General features: G+C 60.3%; 19 protein-coding genes and 1 pseudogene. 15 read left to right on the top strand and 5 right to left on the bottom strand.

Going from position 1 to position 21493, the window contains the following annotated elements; genetic code table 11:
* Positions 1-370 precede the first annotated feature (370 nt).
* Positions 371-2908, top strand: a complete 2538-nt coding sequence (locus ABL840_RS01750) for a PD-(D/E)XK nuclease family protein (protein WP_418116172.1) — start codon at positions 371-373, stop codon at positions 2906-2908.
* Between the two features lie 2 nt (positions 2909-2910).
* Positions 2911-6288: a UvrD-helicase domain-containing protein gene (locus ABL840_RS01745; RefSeq protein ID WP_093301237.1), complete on the top strand. Its 3378-nt coding sequence runs from the start codon at positions 2911-2913 to the stop codon at positions 6286-6288.
* A 31-nt stretch (positions 6289-6319) separates the two neighbouring features.
* On the opposite strand, the gene ABL840_RS01740 is transcribed toward ABL840_RS01745, so the two are convergent.
* The gene (locus tag ABL840_RS01740; RefSeq protein WP_093429367.1) at positions 6320-7189 is read right to left on the bottom strand and encodes a hypothetical protein; all 870 of its coding nucleotides are present in this window, start codon (positions 7187-7189) and stop codon (positions 6320-6322) included.
* 64 nt (positions 7190-7253) lie between these two features.
* A complete protein-coding gene (locus ABL840_RS01735) occupies positions 7254-7511 on the bottom strand; it encodes a helix-turn-helix domain-containing protein (protein ID WP_093301234.1) in 258 nt (85 codons plus the stop codon).
* 174 nt (positions 7512-7685) lie between these two features.
* On the opposite strand from ABL840_RS01735, the gene ABL840_RS01730 reads away from it, so the two are divergent.
* The 5 genes from ABL840_RS01730 to ABL840_RS01710 are packed head-to-tail and all read left to right on the top strand — an operon-like array spanning position 7686 to position 11286.
* Positions 7686-8123, top strand: a complete 438-nt coding sequence (locus ABL840_RS01730; RefSeq protein ID WP_093301232.1) for a hypothetical protein — start codon at positions 7686-7688, stop codon at positions 8121-8123.
* Between the two features lie 29 nt (positions 8124-8152).
* Positions 8153-8983, top strand: a complete 831-nt coding sequence (locus tag ABL840_RS01725; RefSeq protein WP_093301230.1) for a metallophosphoesterase — start codon at positions 8153-8155, stop codon at positions 8981-8983.
* Between the two features lie 19 nt (positions 8984-9002).
* Positions 9003-9947: a metallophosphoesterase gene (locus tag ABL840_RS01720; RefSeq protein ID WP_093301229.1), complete on the top strand. Its 945-nt coding sequence runs from the start codon at positions 9003-9005 to the stop codon at positions 9945-9947.
* A 29-nt stretch (positions 9948-9976) separates the two neighbouring features.
* The gene (locus ABL840_RS01715) at positions 9977-10429 is read left to right on the top strand and encodes an HAD domain-containing protein (RefSeq protein WP_093301227.1); all 453 of its coding nucleotides are present in this window, start codon (positions 9977-9979) and stop codon (positions 10427-10429) included.
* Positions 10426-11286, top strand: a complete 861-nt coding sequence (locus ABL840_RS01710; RefSeq protein WP_093301226.1) for a metallophosphoesterase — start codon at positions 10426-10428, stop codon at positions 11284-11286. The genes ABL840_RS01715 and ABL840_RS01710 overlap by 4 nt, the downstream gene beginning before the upstream one ends.
* A gap of 277 nt (positions 11287-11563) precedes the next feature.
* On the opposite strand, the gene ABL840_RS01705 is transcribed toward ABL840_RS01710, so the two are convergent.
* The gene (locus ABL840_RS01705; RefSeq protein ID WP_093429366.1) at positions 11564-11974 is read right to left on the bottom strand and encodes a hypothetical protein; all 411 of its coding nucleotides are present in this window, start codon (positions 11972-11974) and stop codon (positions 11564-11566) included.
* A gap of 48 nt (positions 11975-12022) precedes the next feature.
* Between ABL840_RS01705 and ABL840_RS01700 the strand changes: the two genes are divergently transcribed.
* Positions 12023-13000, top strand: coding sequence for an IS5 family transposase (locus ABL840_RS01700; protein WP_418115967.1), 978 nt, complete (start codon positions 12023-12025; stop codon positions 12998-13000).
* 103 nt (positions 13001-13103) lie between these two features.
* Here ABL840_RS01700 and ABL840_RS01695 read toward each other — a convergent pair whose 3' ends face one another.
* Both ABL840_RS01695 and ABL840_RS01690 read right to left on the bottom strand, forming a co-directional pair.
* Entirely contained in the window at positions 13104-13847 is a 744-nt protein-coding gene (locus tag ABL840_RS01695; protein WP_093308032.1) for a hypothetical protein, read from the bottom strand.
* Positions 13848-13916: 69 nt separating this feature from the next.
* The gene (locus ABL840_RS01690; protein WP_143043066.1) at positions 13917-15323 is read right to left on the bottom strand and encodes a S8 family serine peptidase; all 1407 of its coding nucleotides are present in this window, start codon (positions 15321-15323) and stop codon (positions 13917-13919) included.
* A 223-nt stretch (positions 15324-15546) separates the two neighbouring features.
* Between ABL840_RS01690 and ABL840_RS01685 the strand changes: the two genes are divergently transcribed.
* The 7 genes and pseudogenes from ABL840_RS01685 to ABL840_RS01655 all read left to right on the top strand — a co-directional run bounded on the left by ABL840_RS01685 (position 15547) and on the right by ABL840_RS01655 (position 21469).
* Positions 15547-15762 carry a hypothetical protein gene (locus tag ABL840_RS01685; protein WP_143094007.1) on the top strand — a complete coding sequence of 72 codons (216 nt, stop codon included), beginning with the start codon at positions 15547-15549 and terminating at the stop codon, positions 15760-15762.
* Positions 15763-15845: 83 nt separating this feature from the next.
* Complete coding sequence (locus ABL840_RS01680; RefSeq protein ID WP_103893655.1) at positions 15846-16388, top strand: hypothetical protein; 543 nt, start codon at positions 15846-15848, stop codon at positions 16386-16388.
* Between the two features lie 14 nt (positions 16389-16402).
* A pseudogene (locus ABL840_RS01675) lies at positions 16403-16705 on the top strand (IS3 family transposase); the annotation flags it as partial.
* A gap of 208 nt (positions 16706-16913) precedes the next feature.
* On the top strand, positions 16914-17348 hold the full coding sequence (locus tag ABL840_RS01670; RefSeq protein ID WP_093308027.1) for a helix-turn-helix domain-containing protein: 435 nt from the start codon (positions 16914-16916) through the stop codon (positions 17346-17348).
* 199 nt (positions 17349-17547) lie between these two features.
* Positions 17548-18252 carry a hypothetical protein gene (locus ABL840_RS01665; RefSeq protein ID WP_093308026.1) on the top strand — a complete coding sequence of 235 codons (705 nt, stop codon included), beginning with the start codon at positions 17548-17550 and terminating at the stop codon, positions 18250-18252.
* 275 nt (positions 18253-18527) lie between these two features.
* Positions 18528-20687, top strand: a complete 2160-nt coding sequence (locus ABL840_RS01660; RefSeq protein ID WP_093308024.1) for a KAP family P-loop NTPase fold protein — start codon at positions 18528-18530, stop codon at positions 20685-20687.
* Positions 20688-20779: 92 nt separating this feature from the next.
* Positions 20780-21469: a hypothetical protein gene (locus ABL840_RS01655; protein ID WP_093308023.1), complete on the top strand. Its 690-nt coding sequence runs from the start codon at positions 20780-20782 to the stop codon at positions 21467-21469.
* The last annotated feature ends 24 nt before the right edge of the window (positions 21470-21493 follow it).

Genomic DNA, 21493 nt, shown 5'->3' with positions numbered 1-21493 from the left:
TTCAGAGGCATGCGGCATTCCTCTAGGAGACAGTTCTGTGAACCTCACAGAATCGTCTTCTCAGCGTCGCGCGGTCAACTCATGGCGTACGAGTCGCCGCCGGCCGAGCAGAACAGAGAAGCTGCGCCAAAATTTCTGACGAGGGACGAGGAAATCGGATATCCAACTGAGCTTGGTTCGCGCCTGGATATCCCGGGAGCCCGTATCAAGTCATCACCCAACGCGAGGGCCTTGTGTGCAAGGCCCTTTGGAAGGAGCGTCGATGAGTGGTCCATTGCGTCATACAGCGGTCGTCATAGGACGTTTTCAAGCACGAGGGCTGCGGCTTCAGGCTGCCCGGGCCCGCCGGGCGGGCTTGCAGGTGATGACAATGGAGCAACTGGCTTGCCGTCTTGCTGGCGGTTTCCGTCGCCCCATCGAAGACGAAGCATTGCGCCGCATGCTCCAGGACGCGATCCCGGAAACCGCGCTGGATGAGCTCGACGCCATCAAGATGCTTCCAGGAATGGTAGACGTCTGCGTCGACACCCTGCGCAAGGTCTGGACCTCCATGACTGACCTGACGCAAGTCGGAGATCACCCCCGCCTGGCTGCGCTTGCAGCGCTCGAGACCGCGGTACGCGAAAGACTGCGCCCGGGCATGATCCGGCCCACCGAGCTTGTCGAAACAGCCCTTGCGCACATTCATCACGCACCGAACGTGCTCGGCTCGATCGAGGTGCACGGCATGACCGAGCTCGAACCCTGCTGGCGTCTGCTGCTGAAGGAACTCGCATCGGTGACGACCGTACGCTGGCTGGCCGGCCCCCGGCGCGTTCCCCAGTGGATCCAGGGCTCCAGCATCGAGGTGATCACGAGCGAAGCCAAGGCCCCCGCAATGGCGCACTTCAGTTGCTCGAATTCATTGCACGAGGCGATTGAAGCGCTTCGATGGGCCAGGCAACTGGTCGCCAGCGGCATGGCCAAACCTGGCGAGATTGCGATCGCTTGCGTTTCCCCGGCAGAGTTTGATGACCATTTCCTGGCACTGCGCAGCGATGCCAACCTCGACTTGCACTTCGTCCACGGAACCAAGGTGACGGCGAGCAGGGATGGCCAGGCAGCTGCGGCGTTGGCGGACATTCTCCTGCGAGGGATTACCCAGCAGCGCTTTCGGCGCCTGGCCGCGCTCGCAACCGCAGCAGGCGGCGCTTTCTCGCAGTTGCCGCAGGGCTGGCAAAAAGTCCTTCCGGCAAATGCACCACTGTCCTCCGCGCAATCCTGGAGCAAGCTCATCAACAGCCTGAATGCCTCCCATTGGACCGACGGCAACGACCACACAGGCGAGTTGCGTTCCATCGTGGAGCTCCTCCAGCAAGGGCATGAAGGCGCCGTTGCTGCGGGCGAAGCAATGCTTCGTGGCCGGGCATTGGGCATCTGGCGCCAGGCGCTCGCTGCCGGACCGGCAGCGTCCCTGGACCTTACCCTGCAGTCGATGCGCGAAGATGATGGACTGGAAGCATGTGAAAGCATCGTGTGGATGCCCGCGAAGGACCTTGCGGCATCGCCTCGACCGCATGTACGCCTGCTGGGTCTGAATTCGTCCCGTTGGCCAAGGCGCATTGCCGAAGACCGCCTCCTGTCGGATCACATCATTGCCAGGACCCAACTGGACCCGCTGCCAGTTGCAGAGGCGGATCGTCGGGACTTCGAGACGATTCTGCGCACCACAGACAGACAAGTGGTCCTCTCCCATTCCCGTCGCGACAGCGGTGGCCGGCTGCTGGGACGTAGTGGCCTGCTGCAAGGAATGCCCGGCGCCGTTTACCTGCGTCGCCATCGTGAAGCGGAGCACGCGTTCAGCGAGACAGACCGGCTGGTCGCACGCCCCACGGAGTTCCGCAACCAGGCTCAAGCCGTCAGCGCCATCCATTGCTGGCGCAACTGGAGCCTCCCGGTGCTGACGCGCAACGACGGCTTGGTTCGCGCCGACCATCCCTTAATCCTGTCGTCCCTGGACAGACTCCAGTCCGCCAGTTCCCTGGCCTTGCTGTTGCGCAACCCGCTGGGCTTCGTCTGGAAGTACGGGCTGGGTCTGCGCGAGCCCGAACTCTCCTCGGAATCGCTCGTACTGGAACCATTGGCCTTTGGGAATCTGGTCCACGCCGTACTAGATGCAGCACTTCAAATCACGGTGAGTCAACGTGGCACTGGCCAAGCTGAGAATATTCCTGTCGCGGTCGCGCAAGCAGTCCGCGACGTAGCCGCTTCTTGGGAGGCGCTACAAGCCATCCCGCCGCAAATGCTCTGGCAACGGACCTTGGGAGACGTCGAGCAGTTGTCCTTGTTTGCCCTGACTGCCAAACAAGCAGCCCCCGGCTCGCGTTCGTTCTCGGAGGTGCCATTTGGAGGCGCTGCATCGAAGGCAGATGTGGCCCCACCCTGGGATCCGGCGCAGCCAGTGGTGATTCCCGAGACGGGGTTTCGAATCAGCGGCTACATCGACCGGCTCGATTTGGCGAACGGGGACGTCAGCGCAGCGGTGGTCGACTACAAGACGGGGAAATTGAAGAATCCCGGTGTATTGAATGGCGGGAAAGAACTCCAGCGCTGTCTCTATGCCTTTGCCGTGCGGGAACTCCTCGGTGCCCAGATCGGCATCTCCGCCGCGCTGCTCTATCTGCGTGATGAGCAGGAGTTGCCGCTGGAGGACAGTGCGGCCGCCCTCGCGGATCTACAGCGCTACCTCGGCTTCGCGCGCATCAATCTGGCGGCGGGTCGTGCGATACCGGGAGTCGCCGCAGGGGATGACTACGATGACCTGGCCTTTGCGCTGCCAGCCAATGCGGCTGCGGGCTATTGCGCGCGAAAGAGGCCTGCGGTGATCGCGGCGATGGGTGACGCCGCTCTCGTTTGGGAGGCACAGTGACCATGGCCGCATCTGTACTGGTGGACGCTCAAGCGCGTCAAACAGCGCTCACCGCACACGAGCGAACCCTGCTCGTCGAGGCGGGCGCGGGATCGGGCAAGACGGCCGTGCTGGCCGGGCGCATCGCAATGCTGCTCATGCAGGGCATCGAGCCCAAGGCCATTGCTGCGGTGACGTTCACCGAGCTGGCTGCCAGCGAGCTGCTCTTTCGGGTCCGCGAGTTTGCCTCCCGCATGCTGGGCGGTGACATCCCGGCTGAACTGAAGCTGGTCCTTCCAGACGGTCTCAGCGATCCCCAGAAAGCGTCGCTACAGGCAGCCGAAGCCGCCATCGACGACATCACATGCTCAACCATTCATGGTTTCTGCCAGCAATTGATCAGACCCTATCCGGTCGAGGCAAACATAGACCCTGGCGCCTCCATCATGGATCCCGACCAGGAAAAGCTGGTGTTCATGGACATCGTGCAGGAATGGCTTCGGGAACAGTTCGACGGCGAAGCAAACGGGTTGCTCGCAGAACTCATGCTGGCAGATCCATCGCGGGCATTGGCTCTCGTGGATGTGATCCTGCGGCATCAAAAGGAAAACGAAGAGCTGCAGCCACCACCGGCACCAGAGCTGCCTCGGTTGCTCGCGGCATTCCGCGAGAGTACGGCCGCCTATGCCAACTTCGTGAACACGGTTGACGTGAAGGAGTCCGAAACGCTCGACTGCGTCACTGCCTTCATCGCAATGGCTGAGGTCGTTACCGCGTTCGATATCAATACGTCCACGGGTATGGTCGGTCTGGTTCAAGCCCAGGCGACCCCGAGCCTGTGTACAAAAAACGGCAACTTCAGGGCATACCAAAAAAAGCAGAAATGGGAAAAGGCCGCGAAGCAGATCGGACGTTCAACGGCCGAGGGAACGGCCCTGAACGCGCAAGCACAAGAGCTGCACGAGGCGTGCGCGAGCACTTGGAAGGAGCTGCAGCAAGGAGCCGCGGCGCAGTTGCTGCACGATCTCATGCCGATGCTTAAGCCCGCGATCCAGCGCATGCAGGACTACAAGCGCGCATCGGCACTCCTGGATTTCAACGACCTGTTGAGGGCGGCTCGTAATCTGCTGCGGGGTCATCCGCCGGTGCGAGCGGCGTTGGCTGGGCGGTACCGTCACGTGCTCGTCGACGAATTCCAGGACACGGACCCGGTGCAGACCGAGATCTTCTGGCGTCTCTGTGGCGATCCTCCCGCCGGAGCCGCCGATGCGGACTGGCGGCAACACCGCATCCGTCCAGGTGCGCTTTTCCTTGTTGGAGATCCCAAACAGGCCATATACCGATTCAGAGGAGCGGATGTCAACGCCTATGTCTGGGCCCGCAACGCCTTCCAGTTGCAGGATCCCGACAGTGTGATTTCCATCGTGGTCAACTTCCGCTCGTGCGGTCCCATCCTGGACTATGTGAACGAGCGGTTTTCGTTGCCACTCGGGCAGGCCGGCCAACCGGGTTTCACAGCCTTGGCGGCGTTCCATGGGCCTCGCGAGGGTGGCCCGTGCGTCACCCAGTTGGAGGTCGCCGTCGCCGACGATGAGGGCAGAGCCAGTTCCACCGCCATGCGGGATGCGGAGGCCGAGGCGGTGGCAAAGCTTTGCGCCCATCTCATCGGAAACGAGCTGATCGTCGATCCGAGCACGCGCGAGCGACGCCCTTGCCGGGCGGGAGACATCGCGTTGCTTGCGCCGACCGGGGCAGATCTCTGGCGCTACGAGCAAGCCCTTGAGGAAAGAGGCATTGCGGTCGCCACGCAGGCCGGCAAGGGCTTCTTTCGCCGGCAGGAGATCCAGGATCTCATCGCCATCACGCGGGTGCTCGCCAACAGCCGCGACACCTTGGCTCTGGGCGCGCTGCTCAGAGGGCCGGTCGTGGGCTTGTCCGAGGAGGAGTTGCTGGACATCGTGTGGTCGCTGCGGGATGACTCAACGTCTGAGCTTGCAACGCTGAGTTTGCGCCTGGACATGGAGCGTGTTCAACATCCCCTTGCCAAGGCGCTCCTGCTGAAACTCCAGTCACTACGTCGTAGCGCGAGGGGCACGACACCCCACAACCTCTTGTCTCAAGCGGTCGACGAACTGCGCATCCGCCCTCTTCTTATGCAAAGGCACGACCGCCAGGCGGAGCGCGCTCTGGCCAACGTAGATCTGTACCTGAATTTCAGCCGCACCTATGAGGTTCGGGGCTTGGAAGCCTTCTCGGAGGCTATGACTGCTGCGTGGCACGATGAGTCTCGTGCCGCCGAAGGACGCCCCGATGCACAGGAGGAGGCTGTGACGCTGTACTCCATGCACGCGGCCAAGGGCCTGGAATGGCCGGTGGTCATCCCCATCAACGGCATGACACTCACCAAGACTGCCGACAAGGACGTCGTTGCGCGCGCGACAAACACGTTGTATTGCCCCGTGTTCGGTGTATCGCCCATCGGGCACGAGGCAGCTGTCGCTCAAGAAAAGGAGGAACTCGAACGGGAGCGCGTGCGTCTTTGGTACGTGGCTGCAACCAGAGCGAGAGAGATGATGATTGTTCCTCGTCTGGACGTCCCCCCTCCCAGTATGTCCTGGAATGCGCTTGTCGATCTGGGTGTCGCTGCATTGCCCGCCTATCCGTTGCCAGAAGACGTCGCCGCTGTCGTCGCAGCCGAGCCAGAGGCCGTGAACCAGCAATCCGCCGAGGTGTTTCAGGGTGAAGCCGCGGCCGTGGCTGCCGAAAAACGAGCCATCGTCTGGCTTGCACCTAGCCGGGACGAAGACCTTGCACAGCCGCTGTCACAAGAGGAAGCCCCCGCCTTCTTTGTGACGTCCGTTGCGGGCGATACCCATGACACAGGGCTGCCGAGCCTGAACATCCAGGGTGGTCGTGAGCGGGGATTGATCTTGCACAAGCTGCTGGAGGAGGTCCTCACCGGAGAGCTCTCGGATAAGGCTGAAACACTGGCGGCCCGCGCGGCCGAGCTGGCTCGGATGATTGGCATTGCCGTATCGGAAGATGCAGCCCAGGGCCTGTCGCCCGATGAAGTCGCAGCCGCCGTCCAACGGGCGTTGTCCGTCGATGCCATCGCAGCCATCCGGTCAACGCTGGTTCCCGAATTCAATGTCTATGAATCACGAATGGATGAAGGCATGGAGCGGGTAAGCACCGGCATCGTGGACGCCATTTCGTTCAATGCAGACGGCGGCGCGTCGATCGTTGTCGATTGGAAGAGCGATGTCGATCCGATGCCCGAGGCTGTCGCGCATTACCAGCGACAGGTGCGCGCGTACCTCGAGATAACGGGCACGCCTCGGGGACTGATCGTCTTTGCGACGACCGGTGAGGTTCATGAGGTGAGCGTCACACCAGATTGATGCCCGGTTGCAACGCTGCGGCGGGGCAAAGCTACATTGGGCCTTTCTGGAGCACGAAAAAAGTCCCGCTCGTCCTATCGCAGAGGCCGAGGTCCAGATAATGGAAGTTCCACGTCAGTTTCATTGCTTTCACGACAGCGTGTGGCAGGTCCGGAAATAGCTCAGCCCTTGAGGCCAAGTCATCAAGCTTCGGGTCGACGAAGTAGATCTGCCTTGCAAAGTGGGCCGCCAAATGCGTGTGCTGCAGCGAGTGACCAGAATTCGTAATGGGGTGATCGATATAGATCCCAGGAGCCCTTCCGAAGCTGTTTCTTTGCTCTGTCAGGCGCCAGAGGCGATCACGCTCCGCCGTCATGGACTGCGAAGCGGCTTCCTTCGACTCGAATACGGAATGGTCGAAGAGCCCAACGGCAGTGAATGCATCCCTGGTTACCTGAGCAAACAGAACCTCGTCTGTACGCGCTGCATGCCCCGCAGCCTCGATGGAGGGTCCCAGGTGGAAATGGTGATAGCCCATCACATTGAGAAAGAAGTCCTTGTCCTCCCATCGGTCTGCCGACTGGGATATCTCTCTGGACTTCAGAGTGAAGCCATGCCGTGCCACCCGCAGTGAGAGGTATGGTCCAAGATCCGCGCCGTCGCGGGCCTTTTTCAGCAGCGCCTTGACGTCCCCCGATAGTCGCTTCCAACGGCTGTCTGCTGTCAGCGTGGGCTCTATGGTGACTCGACGCGGACGTGGAGGAACAAAGCGGTTGCCCCAGTTGATGTAGTCAATGAGAACCGCGCCAAGAGACTTGGCCTCAAGGGCAGCCAGGGACTCTCGATTGTTTGGAAACTTTGGGATCTGCTTGCAGATCGCGAGGCGCAGTTGCCGAATACGCTTGGGTTCCGCTGACGACATGGCGCTCAAAAGTTCACAAAATCGGATTGGAGAGCGGCGGTCGGCGACGTCAGCGCCGCGGCCGCTACTTTGTCCGCACCGGTCCGTCCAGATGCTTGAAAAACTCGGATGGCTTCATTTCCAGCCCCGTCACGATCCGCATGATGTTCGTCAGGGAGAGATTGCGCTCCCCCCGCTCGACCCCGCCCATGTAGCTGCGGTCAATGCCGATGTGATCGGCGAAGGCTTCCTGCGAATAGCCCCGGGCCTTGCGTTCGGCACGCACCCCGGCACCAAAGACCTCCAGGGGATTCTGTGCGACTGCTCGCGTCTTCGTACTCATCCCGGCATGTTCGGAGTACGCGGCCTAAAGCACTACGGTCAATGAGTACGCGGACTTTACGTTCGCGGACTATACGTATCTTTTTGATATGATTTTTTGCAACCGCTTCCGCGTCGGCTCGGGGCAAGACTCACCGCGACGGACGGGGATCTCTCTCAACAGGAATATCCAACCATGACACTTCCGCTCCTCGCGATACTCGCAGTCGCGCTGGTTCTTTTCTACTGGGCCTGGGTTGCTTCGCCTCGTTCGATCCAGGCCGGACGCGAGCAGATGCTGCGGGAACAAGGGCAGGCATCCGGCGCGATCTTCTTCCCGGTCGATCCCCATCGCATGCTCGGCTATTGGGAAGAGACGTGCATCCTGTTCGACCCGGATGCCCGCAAGGCCTGCATCGTGCGCGGGAAGACAGCCCGGACGGTCGACTTCGACTACTTCAGGACCTGGCAACTCTTGTGGACCGAATATCCCAGGAACCCGGTGTTTCGGTTTCAGCACATTCACTTCCTCTTCGAGACCAATGACTTCGATCGCCCGACGATTCGCGTGGCCGTGCCGTCCATCCCCTATGGCGAGGCGTGGAACTCCAAGCTCTCGATCCTGATGTCCTGAGTGCTCTGCTGAGAAATGGACCTATCGACGTGAAGCTGCTCATCCTTTCGGACCTGCACCTTGAGTTCGGCATCTTCAACGTCCCGAAGGTCGACTATGACGTCGTGATCCTGGCCGGAGACATCTTCGTGCCCGGCTCCAAGGCCATGCGCTGGGCTCGCCGGCCGGGAAACTTTGGGGAAACGGTTCCCATCGTCTTTGTGCCCGGTAATCACGAGTTCTATCAGGGCGTCATGCAGACGTCTCTCCACGAGATGGCACTGACTGCGGCCGCATGCAACGTGCACCTGCTGGCGCCGGGCGAGGCCGTGATCGCTGGCGTCCGGTTTCTGGGCTGCACCCTGTGGACCGACTTCGAACTGCCAATCCAGACCAAGGCAGGGCCTCTGGTCGACACCGAGCGGGCCATGAAGGCGGCCAAAGTCCATCTCAACGACTACTCGTCCATCCGGTGGGCCGAGGTGCCGGCACCGTCCGAAGCTCCAGCGGCAGCCAAGCCCAGGAAACGCCGCCTGGCACCTGAGGACACACGGGCACTCCATCTGAGCGACCGTGCGTGGCTGGCCCAGAAGCTGGCCGAGCCCTTTGCAGGGCCAACGGTGGTCGTGACCCACCACGCCCCGCACCGAAACTCGCTCGCGCCGCACTACCAGTCCAACTGGCTATCCCCGGCCTTCGTGAGCGAGCTTCCGGACTGCTTCTTCGAAGTGCCGTCGTTGTGGGTTCACGGTCACCTCCACGAGAGCCACCGCTATCAAGCCGGCAACTGCGAGGTGGTGTGCAACCCGCGAGGGTATGTGCGGCATGGCCTAGACCACGAAAACAAGCAGTTCAATCCAGGGCTGGTGGTCGAGCTATGAACGACATTCGTCACATGAAATGAAGCCTCTCATCTCATCGTATCTCCAAGTGCAATCGGAGCACCAACGGTCGCAGCCCAAGCTCATGTTCTTCGGCGATCCCCACGGCGATCTCGAGTTCGTGGTCGCTTCGGTCGAACTCTCCCAGCCTGAGGCCATCGTGCTGCTGGGAGACATTCAGGCACGCCAACCGCTGCACGTCGAGTTGGGCCCGATCCTGGATCTCACCGAGATTTACTGGATCCCGGGCAACCATGACACCGACGCGAACGAGGACCACGACCACCTGTGGGAATCGGAGCTCGCAGACCGCAATCTCCACGGGCGCGTCGTCGAGATCGCCGGGTACAAAGTTGCGGGCCTGGGCGGCATCTTCCGTACCAAGATCTGGGATCCGCGACGGCCGATCGAAGAAGCAGCGTTCCCGTCGAGCGATGCCATGCGCCGAACCATGAAACGCGAGGAGCGGTGGCGCGATGGCATTTCCCGCAAACACCGATCCTCCATCTTTCCGGAGGACTTTCGGCAACTGCTGAGGAGCGGGCCGGCCGACATCCTGGTGGCGCACGAAGCACCGTCGGCGCATCCGCATGGTTGGCAGGCGATCGACGAGCTGGCCGAGGCGCTCGGCGTGCAGTTGGTGGTCCACGGCCACCACCATCAGAACATCGACTATGTCGCCGAGGGCTTGATGAGCGGCGCGGCACCGTTCCGCGCCTTCGGAGTCGATATGGGCTCGCACCTGGCATGGCCTCAGGATCCGCAGGAGGCAAGCGAATTGGAAATCCAGCCGCAAGACTTGCTCGATCTCGCCACCCAGGCGTTCGGCTCGGGGGCACAGGGTTGGCTGAACGAGCCGCACAGACTGTTCAACGGTCGAACACCCGCGGCGTTCGCTGCGGAGGGCGGCTCGGAACAAGTGCGAGCCATGCTCATCGCCATCCAATACGGTGGTGTCGTATGAGGACCAATGAACGGATCGAGAGGTCCTGAGTGATCCTGTTCCTCGACTTCGACGGCGTGCTGCATCCCGAAGGGGAAGACCACATCCTCAACGGCGGCGTCGACTTCTGCTTCCTGCCGCGCCTGGAAGCGCTGCTGCGCGAGTTCCCGTTCGTGAAGATCGTGATCAGTTCATCGTGGCGAGCGCATCTTCGCTACAAGACATTGATGAAGCCTTTCTCCAGTGACATTCGAGCTCGCATCCTGGGGATGACCCCGTACCCGGGGTGCGGACTTCCGCCGCCGTATAGGCCACGTGAAGGAGAAATCCTCGCCTGGCTCCAGATTCACGATGCCGCCGACGAATCCTGGGTCGCGCTCGACGATGCTTACTGGCAATTCGATCGCTGCAAGGACCACCTGGTGGTGTGCGGGTCGTTCACCGGCTTCGACGATGGGGCCTGTGCCGAGCTTCGCGCACGCTTTGAAGGAGCATCCCGATGAAGGTGCTGGTTCTTTCCGATCTTCACCTCGAGTTCGCGCCGTTCGAGCCGGCGCCGGATCTCGAATTCGATGTCGTCGTCCTGGCCGGCGACATTCATTCACCGGCCAAGCGTGCCGTCCAATGGGCTGCGGATCGCTTTCGTGGCAAGCCGGTGGTGTACCTGCTGGGCAACCATGAGTACTACGACGGCCGTTTGGACACGACACTGGCCGAAGCGCGCCGAGAAGCCGAAGGAACCAATGTCCATCTGCTCGACGGCGACGAGGTCGTGATCGAGGGTGTGCGATTCCTCGGCGCGACGTTGTGGACCGATTTCGAGCTTGCCATCGAGACGCCCAGAGGACTGGTCAGTGACGCCGTGCGCGCCATGAAGATGGCGACCAACCTGCTCAACGACTACACGCTGATTCGGGCACCCGACGAGTCGGCAGAGCCTGATACCTGGCGCCACAAGCAGGGGAGAAAGCTTCAGGCGGCGGACACGCTGCGAATCCATCGAGTGCAGCGCGCCTGGCTGCTGGCGAAGTTATCGGAACCGTTCTCTGGCCCAACGGTGGTCGTGACACACCATGCGCCTCACCGCAGCTCGCTTTCGCAGCGCTACGCCGATGATTGGTCCTCCGGCGCCTTCGTCACCGAGCTTCCGGAAACCTTCTTCGATGTACCCGTGCTTTGGGTGCACGGCCACACGCATCAGCAGTTCGATTACCGAGTCAGCTCTTGCCGAATCGTGTGCAATCCGCGCGGCTATGTGAACTGGAGCGGCAGGATTGAGAACAAAGCGTTCGATCCTGCCCTGATCATCGACGTGAAACCGCGCGCCATTGAAACAGCACGTGGAGTTATCCAATCCTGACTAAGGGCGCATGCGGGATGACACAGGCTACCTGCGAGACCAAAAGCTGGGGCTGGTCAAGTCCATGGAGCCACATGAGCTCTTGGCCCTCCCCGAGATCACCGATATCGAGGACGAGTAGGCGGCCGAGACGAGTGAGACAAGCGATGGTGGTCCGTGCGCAAGCGCCTCGCACATTGGCCGCGGGCCAATTCGAAAACTTTGCTCGCTTGTCTCTGCAGTGCCGACTCAGTGCCCTGACGTCGCCGGCGGCAGTGCAGCGTTCCCGTGTTCGTACCTACTTGCAGTCTGCCGGTTTCAGCTTGCACGTGTTGAAGCGTTGCTGCTGCGCAATCAGGTCCGCGGCTGCCTTGAGCGCCGCGGCTTCCGCATTGTCTTCAGTGATTTCCGCGGTGGCCGCCGCAGTTGCGGCGTTGAAGGCGCCCGGCACGCCGGTGGTCCGGCCATAGCCCAGCGTCGAAACACGTCCAGACTCCGCCAGGGCCAACACGAAGGTCTGTTTGCCAAATAAGGCAGCCTTTGGAATCGGCAGTACGAACGTGTCCGTTGTCGGAACTGGCGCGGACTTGGTACCGATCGGACCCTGCGCGTCTTCGGCCTTCGCGCTGAGAGCAACCATGCGCTGCAGTGTGAGTGCGACCTCTTTTGACGTCACGTTCGACTTAAGGGAAGGTCTGATCAAGTCCACGGATGGCCGCTCTGAACGTTGAACACGCACGCTGAAGGAGGACCAACGATGAGCCAGATCAGTTTTTCGGATGCCGAGCATGCAGGCAAGAGGAAGAAGACGCGCCGGGAAGTCTTCCTTGCCGAGATGGAACTGGTCGTGCCTTGGAAGGCGCTACTCAAAGTCATCGAACCACACTACCCGGTGGCGGGGCGAGGACGCCGACCGTATCCGCTCGAAGCGATGCTTCGTGTGCACTTGATGCAGAACTGGTTCGCGTTGAGCGATCCGGCGATGGAGGAAGCCCTGTACGAGATCACCTCGCTGCGCACGTTCGCAGGCCTGGGCATGGAGTCGATTCCCGATGAGACGACGATCCTGAACTTCCGCCACTTGCTGGAGGCCAGCGATCTGGCGGAGGACATCTTCAAGCAGGTCAACGCCCACCTGGCCAGGAAGGGGCTGCTTCTGAAGAGAGGCTCCATCGTGGACGCCACGATCATCGCGGCGCCCAGTTCGACAAAGAACGAGAGCGGCGAGCGAGATCCGGAGATGCACCAGACGAAGAAGGGCAACCAGTGGCACTTCGGGATGAAGGCGCACATCGGCGTGGACGCGGACTCGGGGCTGGTGCACACGGTGACGACCACGGCCGCCAACGAGGCAGACGTGGAGCAGGTGAGCGACCTGCTGCACGGCAAGGAGAGCGAGGTGTGGGCAGACTCGGGCTATCGCGGAGCACAGAGTCGGGTGAAGCGCAGCGTGCAGTGGCACATTGCAGGCAGGCCCAGCGACATGGCGAAGATGCCCGAGGGCCGAGCCAAAGCCAGAGCGCGCAAGCAGGAATACCAGAAGGCCAGCATCCGGGCAAAGGTGGAGCATCCGTTCCGGGTGATCAAGCGGCAGTTCGGCTTGGCGAAGGTGAGGTTCAGGGGGCTGGCCAAGAACACGGCGCATGTGATCACGCTGTTTGCACTGTCGAACCTGTGGATGGCCAGGAAGAAACTGATCGCGATGCTGGGACAGGTGCGTCTGCAGACGGCATGAAGGGCCGCAGGGCCTCTCAAACGCATGGGATGCTCGGTGAGACGAGCCTGTGAGCGCAACGACCAAATACGCGCGCTCGCCATCAAGCCAATTTACGACTTGATCAGACCTTCCTAAGGTTCGAGATCGGCTGCAGTTCCTCAGTCCCAAGAGTGGCGCCAACCCTAGCCGAGAGGTCGAGGCGTGCCACCTTGAGCTCCTGAAGCAGCTTCTCCTGGTCCTTGGAGGGCACGGCTGGAGCGTTCATGGCGCCAGCGTGAAGTACCGCAGTTTGAACTAGAGAGACCTGGGGCAACTGGTCAGGCGCGACGATGCTGTTGTTGCGGATGATTGCACAGACGCGGGAAGGTTGCGCCTCTTTCACTTCCCCCTGCGGCACGTTGTTCCGAAACAGCTGGACGCCGGCTGCTGGAGGTGCCGTAGCCGGCGCCGCGGCTGGCACGGCTGAAATGGCTGCCACCGCCGCGATGGCGCTCTTCACCACCGTCTCGCCTTGGCCCATCGTCGCTTGGTTGATCGACTTGAGCCGGCCATCGTCGGTGAACCCAAACGTTATGTCCGAGTCTGCATAAAAGCGGTTCAGGTCCTTTAGTTGAATCCGGTAGGCCGGGTTGCTCGGTGCGGCAGAGTAGATCGGCAGAAACGTTGCGCCGCGCTGGATGGCGGCCAGGTTGTTGTCGCGATTGCATGTCAGGGTGTGCACCACGGTGACGGCCACTGCCCACTTCACCGGGCGGTAGCTGACAGAAACGTCCGGCACGGTGGCACACCCGGTCAGGAGAGCGCCAGCGAGAAGTGCCACTGTGGCGGAGAGAGCTCGGCGCAGTAAAGCTGTTGCACTGATCATTTAAGTTCCTCCAGTCAAAGGGCACGCCCAATAAGCAGTCCGGGTACGGCGGGACGCCCCGCCTGCCTTCTACAACTTGAGCTCAGTGATGAGTGCCTGGAGGTCGGGCAGGTTGCCGATGCGTTGATTGACCGGCGAGGATGGCGACGATTGCTGGAGACTTCCTGTCTTACGCAGCGCTTCCCGCACTTCCAGGGGTTGCAGCACACGCCCATGGGCCTTGGCGATACCCGAGAGGCACGCAATTGCTCCTGCAACAATGGGAGACGCACTCGACGTTCCGCTAAACGTGCGGCTGTACCAGTAGTCCTCGTCATACGGATCCGACGCGTCCTTGTAGTCGTCGCCGTAGCCACATGTCACGACGCTACGCCCCCAGCCTTGGCAGTCAATGCGGGCTCCGAAATTCGAGAAATTGAGTCGCGAACGCGATGGGCCGTGCTTGCCGCCGGGCGGGGCGCCCGCGCCAACCAAGATCGCACCCGAGTCATCGGCCCCGTCGAGAGGGTTCTTCCAGCCGCTAGGAAAGCTCGCGTGGGGAGTGTCATAGAGCGGGGCATCGAAGTCCTGCCCGCCGTTTCCCGCGGCCTCCACGACAATGATGCCGCGTGCGACCGCGAGGCGAATCTCCACGAGATCGTCCGGCCACCATTCCACCGCGATGTAGCCGTCTTGGTCGTCGCGCGTCTGGTACCCGTGCAATGGGCCAGGTCGATGCATCTCGAGGAGTAGTACATCGCCCGCAGCCAGTTTTTCTGCCGCCGTGGCGATGGCCCGGGCAGAACCCAGCGAACCATGAGAGACGCCAGAAAGGCGGGCGCTGGGTGAGATGCCCGATACCCCGTACTCATCCGCGTCGCCACCAATCTGTCCGAGCACTGCAGTCCCATGGTCGCGCCATTCGACTTCGGGATACTGCGTGCCTGCCAACAAGCCGCCCGAGTTCACCAACAGGTCACTATGGGTGAATCGCCAGCCGCCCTCGATATCAATCACGTGGACGCCTTCACCCTTTCCGCCCGGCTTCTGCCATGCACTATGGATGCCGATACCGTCAGGCGCTGGCGCCAGATACTTCTGGCGTTTGGTGAAATCAGCAGGACGTTCGCCCGGCAAGCCAAGCTGCGGCTCTTCGTCGACTAGCGACCGTGGCGCAAGAGGGTTCTCGACACCAGGCTTCCAGTAAACTGCAACGACCCCGGGAAGGGAAGCGACCTCCTCCATTGCTGAGTCAGGCGTGCGTCCTTGAACCGTGCCACAAAAAAACGGCGTCCGGGCTTCGCGCAACCTTCCGAGCGCGGCTGGCTCTTGTGCCCGTTCAATTCGCTCAAGGGCGAACGTCGCACTCGTTGCCAGCGCGCGGAGCTGAATGCCCTGAAGACGTCCGCCCGCCGACCTGGCTCCAATTTCCATCCGGGCAGCCGCAGCCGCGTCGGGACTGACCATGACGACAAGCTCGGGCGGTGATGCATTCACAGAGTTCTCCTGCTGCAACTAGTGCCAGGGGGCATGGAATTTATAGCAGGGTGGCTCGGCCGCGACATCCCCAATATGAGGGAGGAGGCTAACCAGAACCGGTTGCCCGCCGATAGCAGTCTTTGGGGCGGCATTGCGGCTCTGTGCCTCTAGCGGTGTCCATCCGGCGCGATCCGTGTGCTGCGGCGAGACCAACTACCAGTTTCTGGACGTCGAGCAGCCGTTGCTCAAGCACTCGGAATGCGACTTTGGCGTTATCGAGGCGCAATATGTCTTTCCTGGTTCATACAACGGCCTTGGCCCTGGCGTTAACAGCCCGGCCAACATTCGCATACTCGATATCGAGGGGTTGCTGATCGGACTGCTGACCACCCGCTCCCGTGGTTCAGCTATCTGGAATGTTGTTCCGGCAGCATATGAGCCGCTTCGACCAGACTGATTGGCCATCTCGGCGTAGGCGTTCGGGCGACTCGACTTGACAGCTCATCGAGTACGCCCCCGGTAGACTAGGAAGCAATGAACATGCGGGCAACCTTTATCACTGCCGAAGATGTCAGCGACTGGCGCGACGCTGATCGCTTTGTGTTGGGCGGCTCCTCCGACTCAACAGCATCCGCCGTTGCGGTTGTTGGGATCAGCCTTGGGTCAGAGGCCAGATGGCGAGTTGACTTGTTCCCAGGCGTTGGGTATTCCTGTTTTCAGGAGGTGCGCCGCGTTGGCGTACTGATCTACATCGGCTATGGTGAGCAAGTCGCCGTGTTCTCGCCCAAGACAGGCGACTTGGCATCGCACTCGCTCGATGGCTACTTTGGCTGCCTATTCACTTCGAGCGATCTTGAATCATTGGAACTTGGTTCCTCAGTCCTGGTTGCCTCAGCCTCAGAGTTGTTGCGCTTCGACGAAACCGGCCAGCTCCTGTGGAGGAAGTCCGGACTTGGAGTCGATGGCGTCATCGTGCAGAGAATTCAAGATGGTCAGATTTTTGGCAATGCCGAATGGGACCCACCAGGTGGATGGGAGCCCTTTCGACTGCTTCTGGATTCCGGTGAGGCATGCCGGAGCTGAGGCTCCGACACTTTGCGTTGCTGCATCACTCCGACCAAGGAAGCCAATACACCAGCTAGCACTTCCAGGAGCTGCTGAAGGAGCAAGACATCACCTGCAGCATGAGCCGCGCGGGTGAGGTCTGGGACAACTCGGCCATGGAGAGCTTCTTCAGTTCACTGAAGACTGAGCGCACAGCCAGAAAGGTTTATCGGTCCAGAGAACAGGCCCGCGCCGACGTGTTCGACTACATCGAGCGGTTCTACAACCCGACGCGCCGTCATTCGACGCTCTGCTACGTCAGTCCGGTAGAGTTCGAGAAAGCTCAAAAAGCTTAGGTCGGTGTCTATGAGACCGGCAGCAGCCCACACCAGGCAGCGGCCATGCCGTGCAGGCGCAATGCCTTGAGCTCGACCGTCACGTCACGCATGGCCCACCTCCTGACCACGCAGTCTGCCCATTTGATCTTGCCTTCACCCAAACCAGCTTTCAGCCAAGGGAAAGCCTCCTGCTGGCAACGCGCCTAGTCCGTAGCAGAATCCATCCATGCCAAACATCGCTTCCATACTCAAAGCCGAAATATCGCGCGTCGCTCGCAAGGAAGTGCGAGCTGAAATCGAAACGCTCAAGAAGGCCTCGGTCGCGCATCGTGCATCGATCGCCGAACTGCGCCGCCAGGTGAGCGCCCTCGAGAAAGAACTGCGACGCGCTATGAAGGGTACGACGCGCTCCACTGCGGCCATAGCTTCGGAAGAGGACGAAACCGGCACGAAGCGCCGGTTCAGCGCTGCCAGGCTGGCAGCGCACCGTTCAAAGCTTGGCCTTTCCGCGGCAAGCTATGGCCAACTGGTTGGCGTCTCTGGGCAGACGATCTACCACTGGGAGCAAGGCAAGGCCCGCCCGCGGGCGGCACAGCTCGAAAGCCTGGCAGGAGTGCGAGGCCTGGGTGCGCGCGAGATTGCGGAGCGCCTCGCCGCGTAACTGATTCGATCTTGCCGTCTCCGCACCGAGCCCGACTAGAGCCTCACCCTGCATCTAGGGGCTGAGCACGAAGCGGATCGGGATATCCATTCGAGCTGCCTTCTTTTGGCCGCTTGGTGATCGCGCCGGAAAAAGATGCGAGCGTGGAGTAAGAGCGGCAGCTACAAGTCAATTTCAAGCAAATTCACGATCCACGTCGATGCCAATAGATCAAAATAACTGTGAAAGCTTCTATCAGGGAGCCTTCGCCGAGCACCATATCTGCAGCCTGTTCTTTCTCTACGGATATGAAGCCCAGAAGGTCTCTCCAGACGTCGGCATTGACCTGATGGTGACGAATATCGCTCGGACCCGATTCAAGGGGGAAGCTCCGCTGCGCAATGAAGTCCAGGTCAAGAGTGTGTTACTTGACGCCAGTGGTGCTTTTGCCAGCATGGCTGGCGAGGAGCTGGACTTCCTCAGTACAGGTGATCATCGGTACTGCGTGTTCGTCATCTTGCACGGGCTGCGCGGGAGCTGTGACCCTCAGAGCTTTGAACGCGGTGACGATCCCGATGCAAGTAACGCCGTCGATCGAGACTTCCTGGCTTTTTCCGAGCGACTCGCAGCCAGCGAAGGCCGAGAACGCCGCCGCAAAGGTGCACTGTCCATTCATGACTTCGACCACGCAGAGCTTTCGCGCTTCTGGTTGCACTCATCCCAGATGAAGCGAATGCGTGAGGAAGGCATATGGCGACTGAGATCAAATGGCCTGTTTGGCATGGAGATCAATCTCGTAGGCCCATCGATCGTCGCCGGCGGAATCCATTTGATCCCGGAGCTGAACGACATACGCTACATCGCCGCGCACTGCCGTGCTGGCGACCGCATTCGAAGGGGAGCCTTGTCGATGGACGACTATTGATGCCTTCGGATGAAGCACCCTCTGCCTAATTGACCTCCACTGGCACGAGAGGCCGCCCAATGCCTGTCCGCGGAGTGCAACCTCTACGCATGAGCTGCATGCTCATTCGCCTCTGAAGATCCCCTTGTACCCGGCTCGGCCAGAGGCTGAAGTAAAACTACCGACAGTATGAGAGGTACGCGACACCGTTCTGCTGAGAATGGCCAGTTGCATGCTGTGGTCGAAAGGGCCAGCGCTGTACTTTTCGATAAGTTTCACGACCAGGATCAACCACTTTGTCATCCAAAAATACCTCGAAAACCGAAGATTCGAACGGCATCAGCATTGGTTTGGACCTTCCCCTGCGAGCAGGTAACGCGCTTCGCCTGGACAAGTTCGGCCGAGTTGGATTCGCAAAGTCCGCGGCGGAGGCGCTGCGTCGCATTACCTCCAATACCGGCTTTGTGCTCTCCATCGAGGGTGCCTGGGGAAGCGGAAAGACCTCGGCACTCGCGATGATCGAGGAACTGCTGGAACAAGGCGGCAAGGCGGACAAGCCCGTTGTCGTGCATTTCAACCCGTGGCTGATCGGTGATCGTGACGCGCTGCTTAGACAATTTCTTTCCAAGATCGCTACAGCAGCAAAGCTCACTGACCACGCCAAGAATGGCAAGAAGGCCGCCAAGGAGCTGAAGACGTACGCCAAGGCATTCGACGTCATGAAGTTCATCCCTGGCGCGGAGCCGTGGGCTTCCATCATCAAGTCTGTCGTCGTTGCAGTGGGCGAGGCAACGGATGATATTTCCGAGTACAAAACGCCCGACATTGAAGTGCAGAAGAACAAGGTCGAAGAGTCGCTGAGGAAGCTGGCCCAACCGATTGTCGTCTTTGTGGACGACATCGACAGGCTGTACCCGCAGGAAGTCTTCGAGATGATTCGCATCATCAAGGCAGTCGGTGGCCTGCCGAACGTCGGCTATGTCATAGCCCTTGACCCAGCCTACGTGGGGCGAGCACTGAAAAGTGCATCCGTGCCACAAGCCGAGAGCTATCTGGACAAGGTTGTGCAACTCAGGATGCCTCTGCCGGGAATGTCCCTCTCTTCGCGCAGAGATCTCGTGAACGAGGCATTGGAAACGTTGCATCCGGAGGCGTCCGCAAGCCATTTCCCGGACTCCGAAGATCGAATCGCCATGCTCTACTTCTCTGGGCTCAGAGAACTTCTCGAGCAGCCCAGGGATGTGACCCGCGTCTTCAATACAGTGCGCGTAATTGAGCCGGAGCTGCGCGGCGAAGTGGTCCTTTCGGACATCGTGGGCCTAGCAACTTTGATGGTGAAGGCCTCACCAGTTTTCGAGCTGCTCAAGAAGCAGCCGAGCCTTTTTGTCGGTCGCCTTCCATCCGATCTCGGTGTGCACAGCGATAGCAAGAACATCATCAAGAACGGCCGCGTAAAACGCGAAGAAGCGTATGAGAAGTGCAACTCACCCGCAGCCGTCAAGCGACTGGTCCACCGGCTATTTCCTTTGACCGCCAATGCCGAAGAGGCTTTTGTTTCCGGCCAGATCTCCGGAGTGAAGGGGCATATCGCCGACCCGGCAAGGCTTTTGGTCGCACTCCAGCTCAGCACGGGTGCTGCAGATGTCAGCTTCGTCGCGGCGCGTCAATATCTTCATCACCCGAGCAAACGAGGAGAGATTGAATCCGCGTTGACTTCTGAGAATGGACTTGCGTTCCTAGAGAGCTTGGGCGATGTCGCGGCCTCCCTTGAGGGCAAAGGAGTTACCGACCTCCTCGATCTTTGTCTCTCGATCGCAAGACTGATAGATGCGAGAGGCGACATTGCAACGGCACGAGGTCACTTCAGGGCAGACACCGCGGCTGTACGCGCTATCAGCTCGTTGGTCGAGACGGCCGGCACCGGGCAGGAAGCCTTGATCGCTGAAGCTATTGTCAAGGACGATGCGTGCCTCAGCATCGCGATGCATGTCATTGCCGTGAGCTCTCTCGGTGCAACGAGCAAGAGCTCGCTCCGGTATCCATCGTCAAAGGGGAAGTCACTTCAGAACGTATTCGCGGAGAACTGTCTGAAAGCTGCGCAGAATGGAAGGCTACTTGAGACGTGCGCGAGCTACATCATCCTGTGGAATCTTCCAAACTTAGCGAAAGGCTATTGTCAGCCGATATTCAAAACACTGAAGGAGTTTGATTCATCGCTAGACAGCTTTGTGCTCTGTGCTTTGCGCGACAGCTTCGACTCCTACAAAGGGCAGATTTTCGCGTTGGGGGCCGAAGAAATGCGAATTGAAGCATATGTGTCGCTTGCAGAATTGAAGCGCCATGGAGAAAGTCGACTTGCCGATGCAGCCTTGACTTTGCCGGCAAGGGCTGCTTGGCGAGCATTGGTTGAAGGCAAACGCATTTACGGCAAAGATGGCTCGCTGGCAGAAGGGTAACGCGAGATTCGATTCGGAACGCTGTATCCAAGTTCTTGCAGGAGCATCCCTCAGTGAGATGAACCAAGGCTGAGAGCTACGGAGCCACCAGGATGTCCATTTCCATCGAGTTTCGTCACTATCTTTCAATAGCGCATCTTTCTGCAGCAGCACTCTTCGCGAGCCAATGCCGTGCTCTCGAAGCGACCGCTGGGACGACTCCATTTGACAGTCCCGGGCGCCGTCAGCACAACGCGTTTGCAGTATCAGCAGTCATCATGTCAACTGCATTCCTTGAAGCGACGGTCAACGAACTCTTCGCGGACTGCGCCGAAGATCCCCCCAGGCCGCGGGTGCATGCGGTTGCTTCAAAGGAGCTGCTCGGACGCATGTGGACGAAAGGGATTCCACGCACCGCGAGCTATCCGATACTGGGAAAGTACGAAATCGCTCTGGAGCTCAACGCAAGTCCGTCCATGGACCAAAGTGCCCGCCCCTACCAGGACGTCAAGCTTCTGACCGAGCTTCGGAATGCCCTAATTCATTTCGAACCTGAGACGATCATCAGCAGTGGAGGAGTACAGCCTCGGCACGTCCACAAATTCGAAAAGCGTCTGAAGGGCAAGTTCGACGAGAACCCGCTTGCAGGACCGGGCAACCCTTTTTATCCCGACAAGCTTCTCGGGGCGGGTTGTGCCGAATGGTCGGTGAGATCAGCCGTTGCTTTTGCGGATGATTTTTTCGAGAAGCTGGGTATCGAGGCCACGTACGAACCTGCTCGCTCGATATATCTTCATATCTGACAAGCACTTGAACCCGTCGGCTCA

The sequence above is a fragment of the Variovorax sp. NFACC27 genome (assembly GCF_048301545.1).
Lineage (GTDB): Bacteria > Pseudomonadota > Gammaproteobacteria > Burkholderiales > Burkholderiaceae_C > Variovorax > Variovorax gossypii.
Note: the sequence above shows the minus strand (reverse complement) of the source record. Positions and strands in the feature narration are given on the sequence as shown.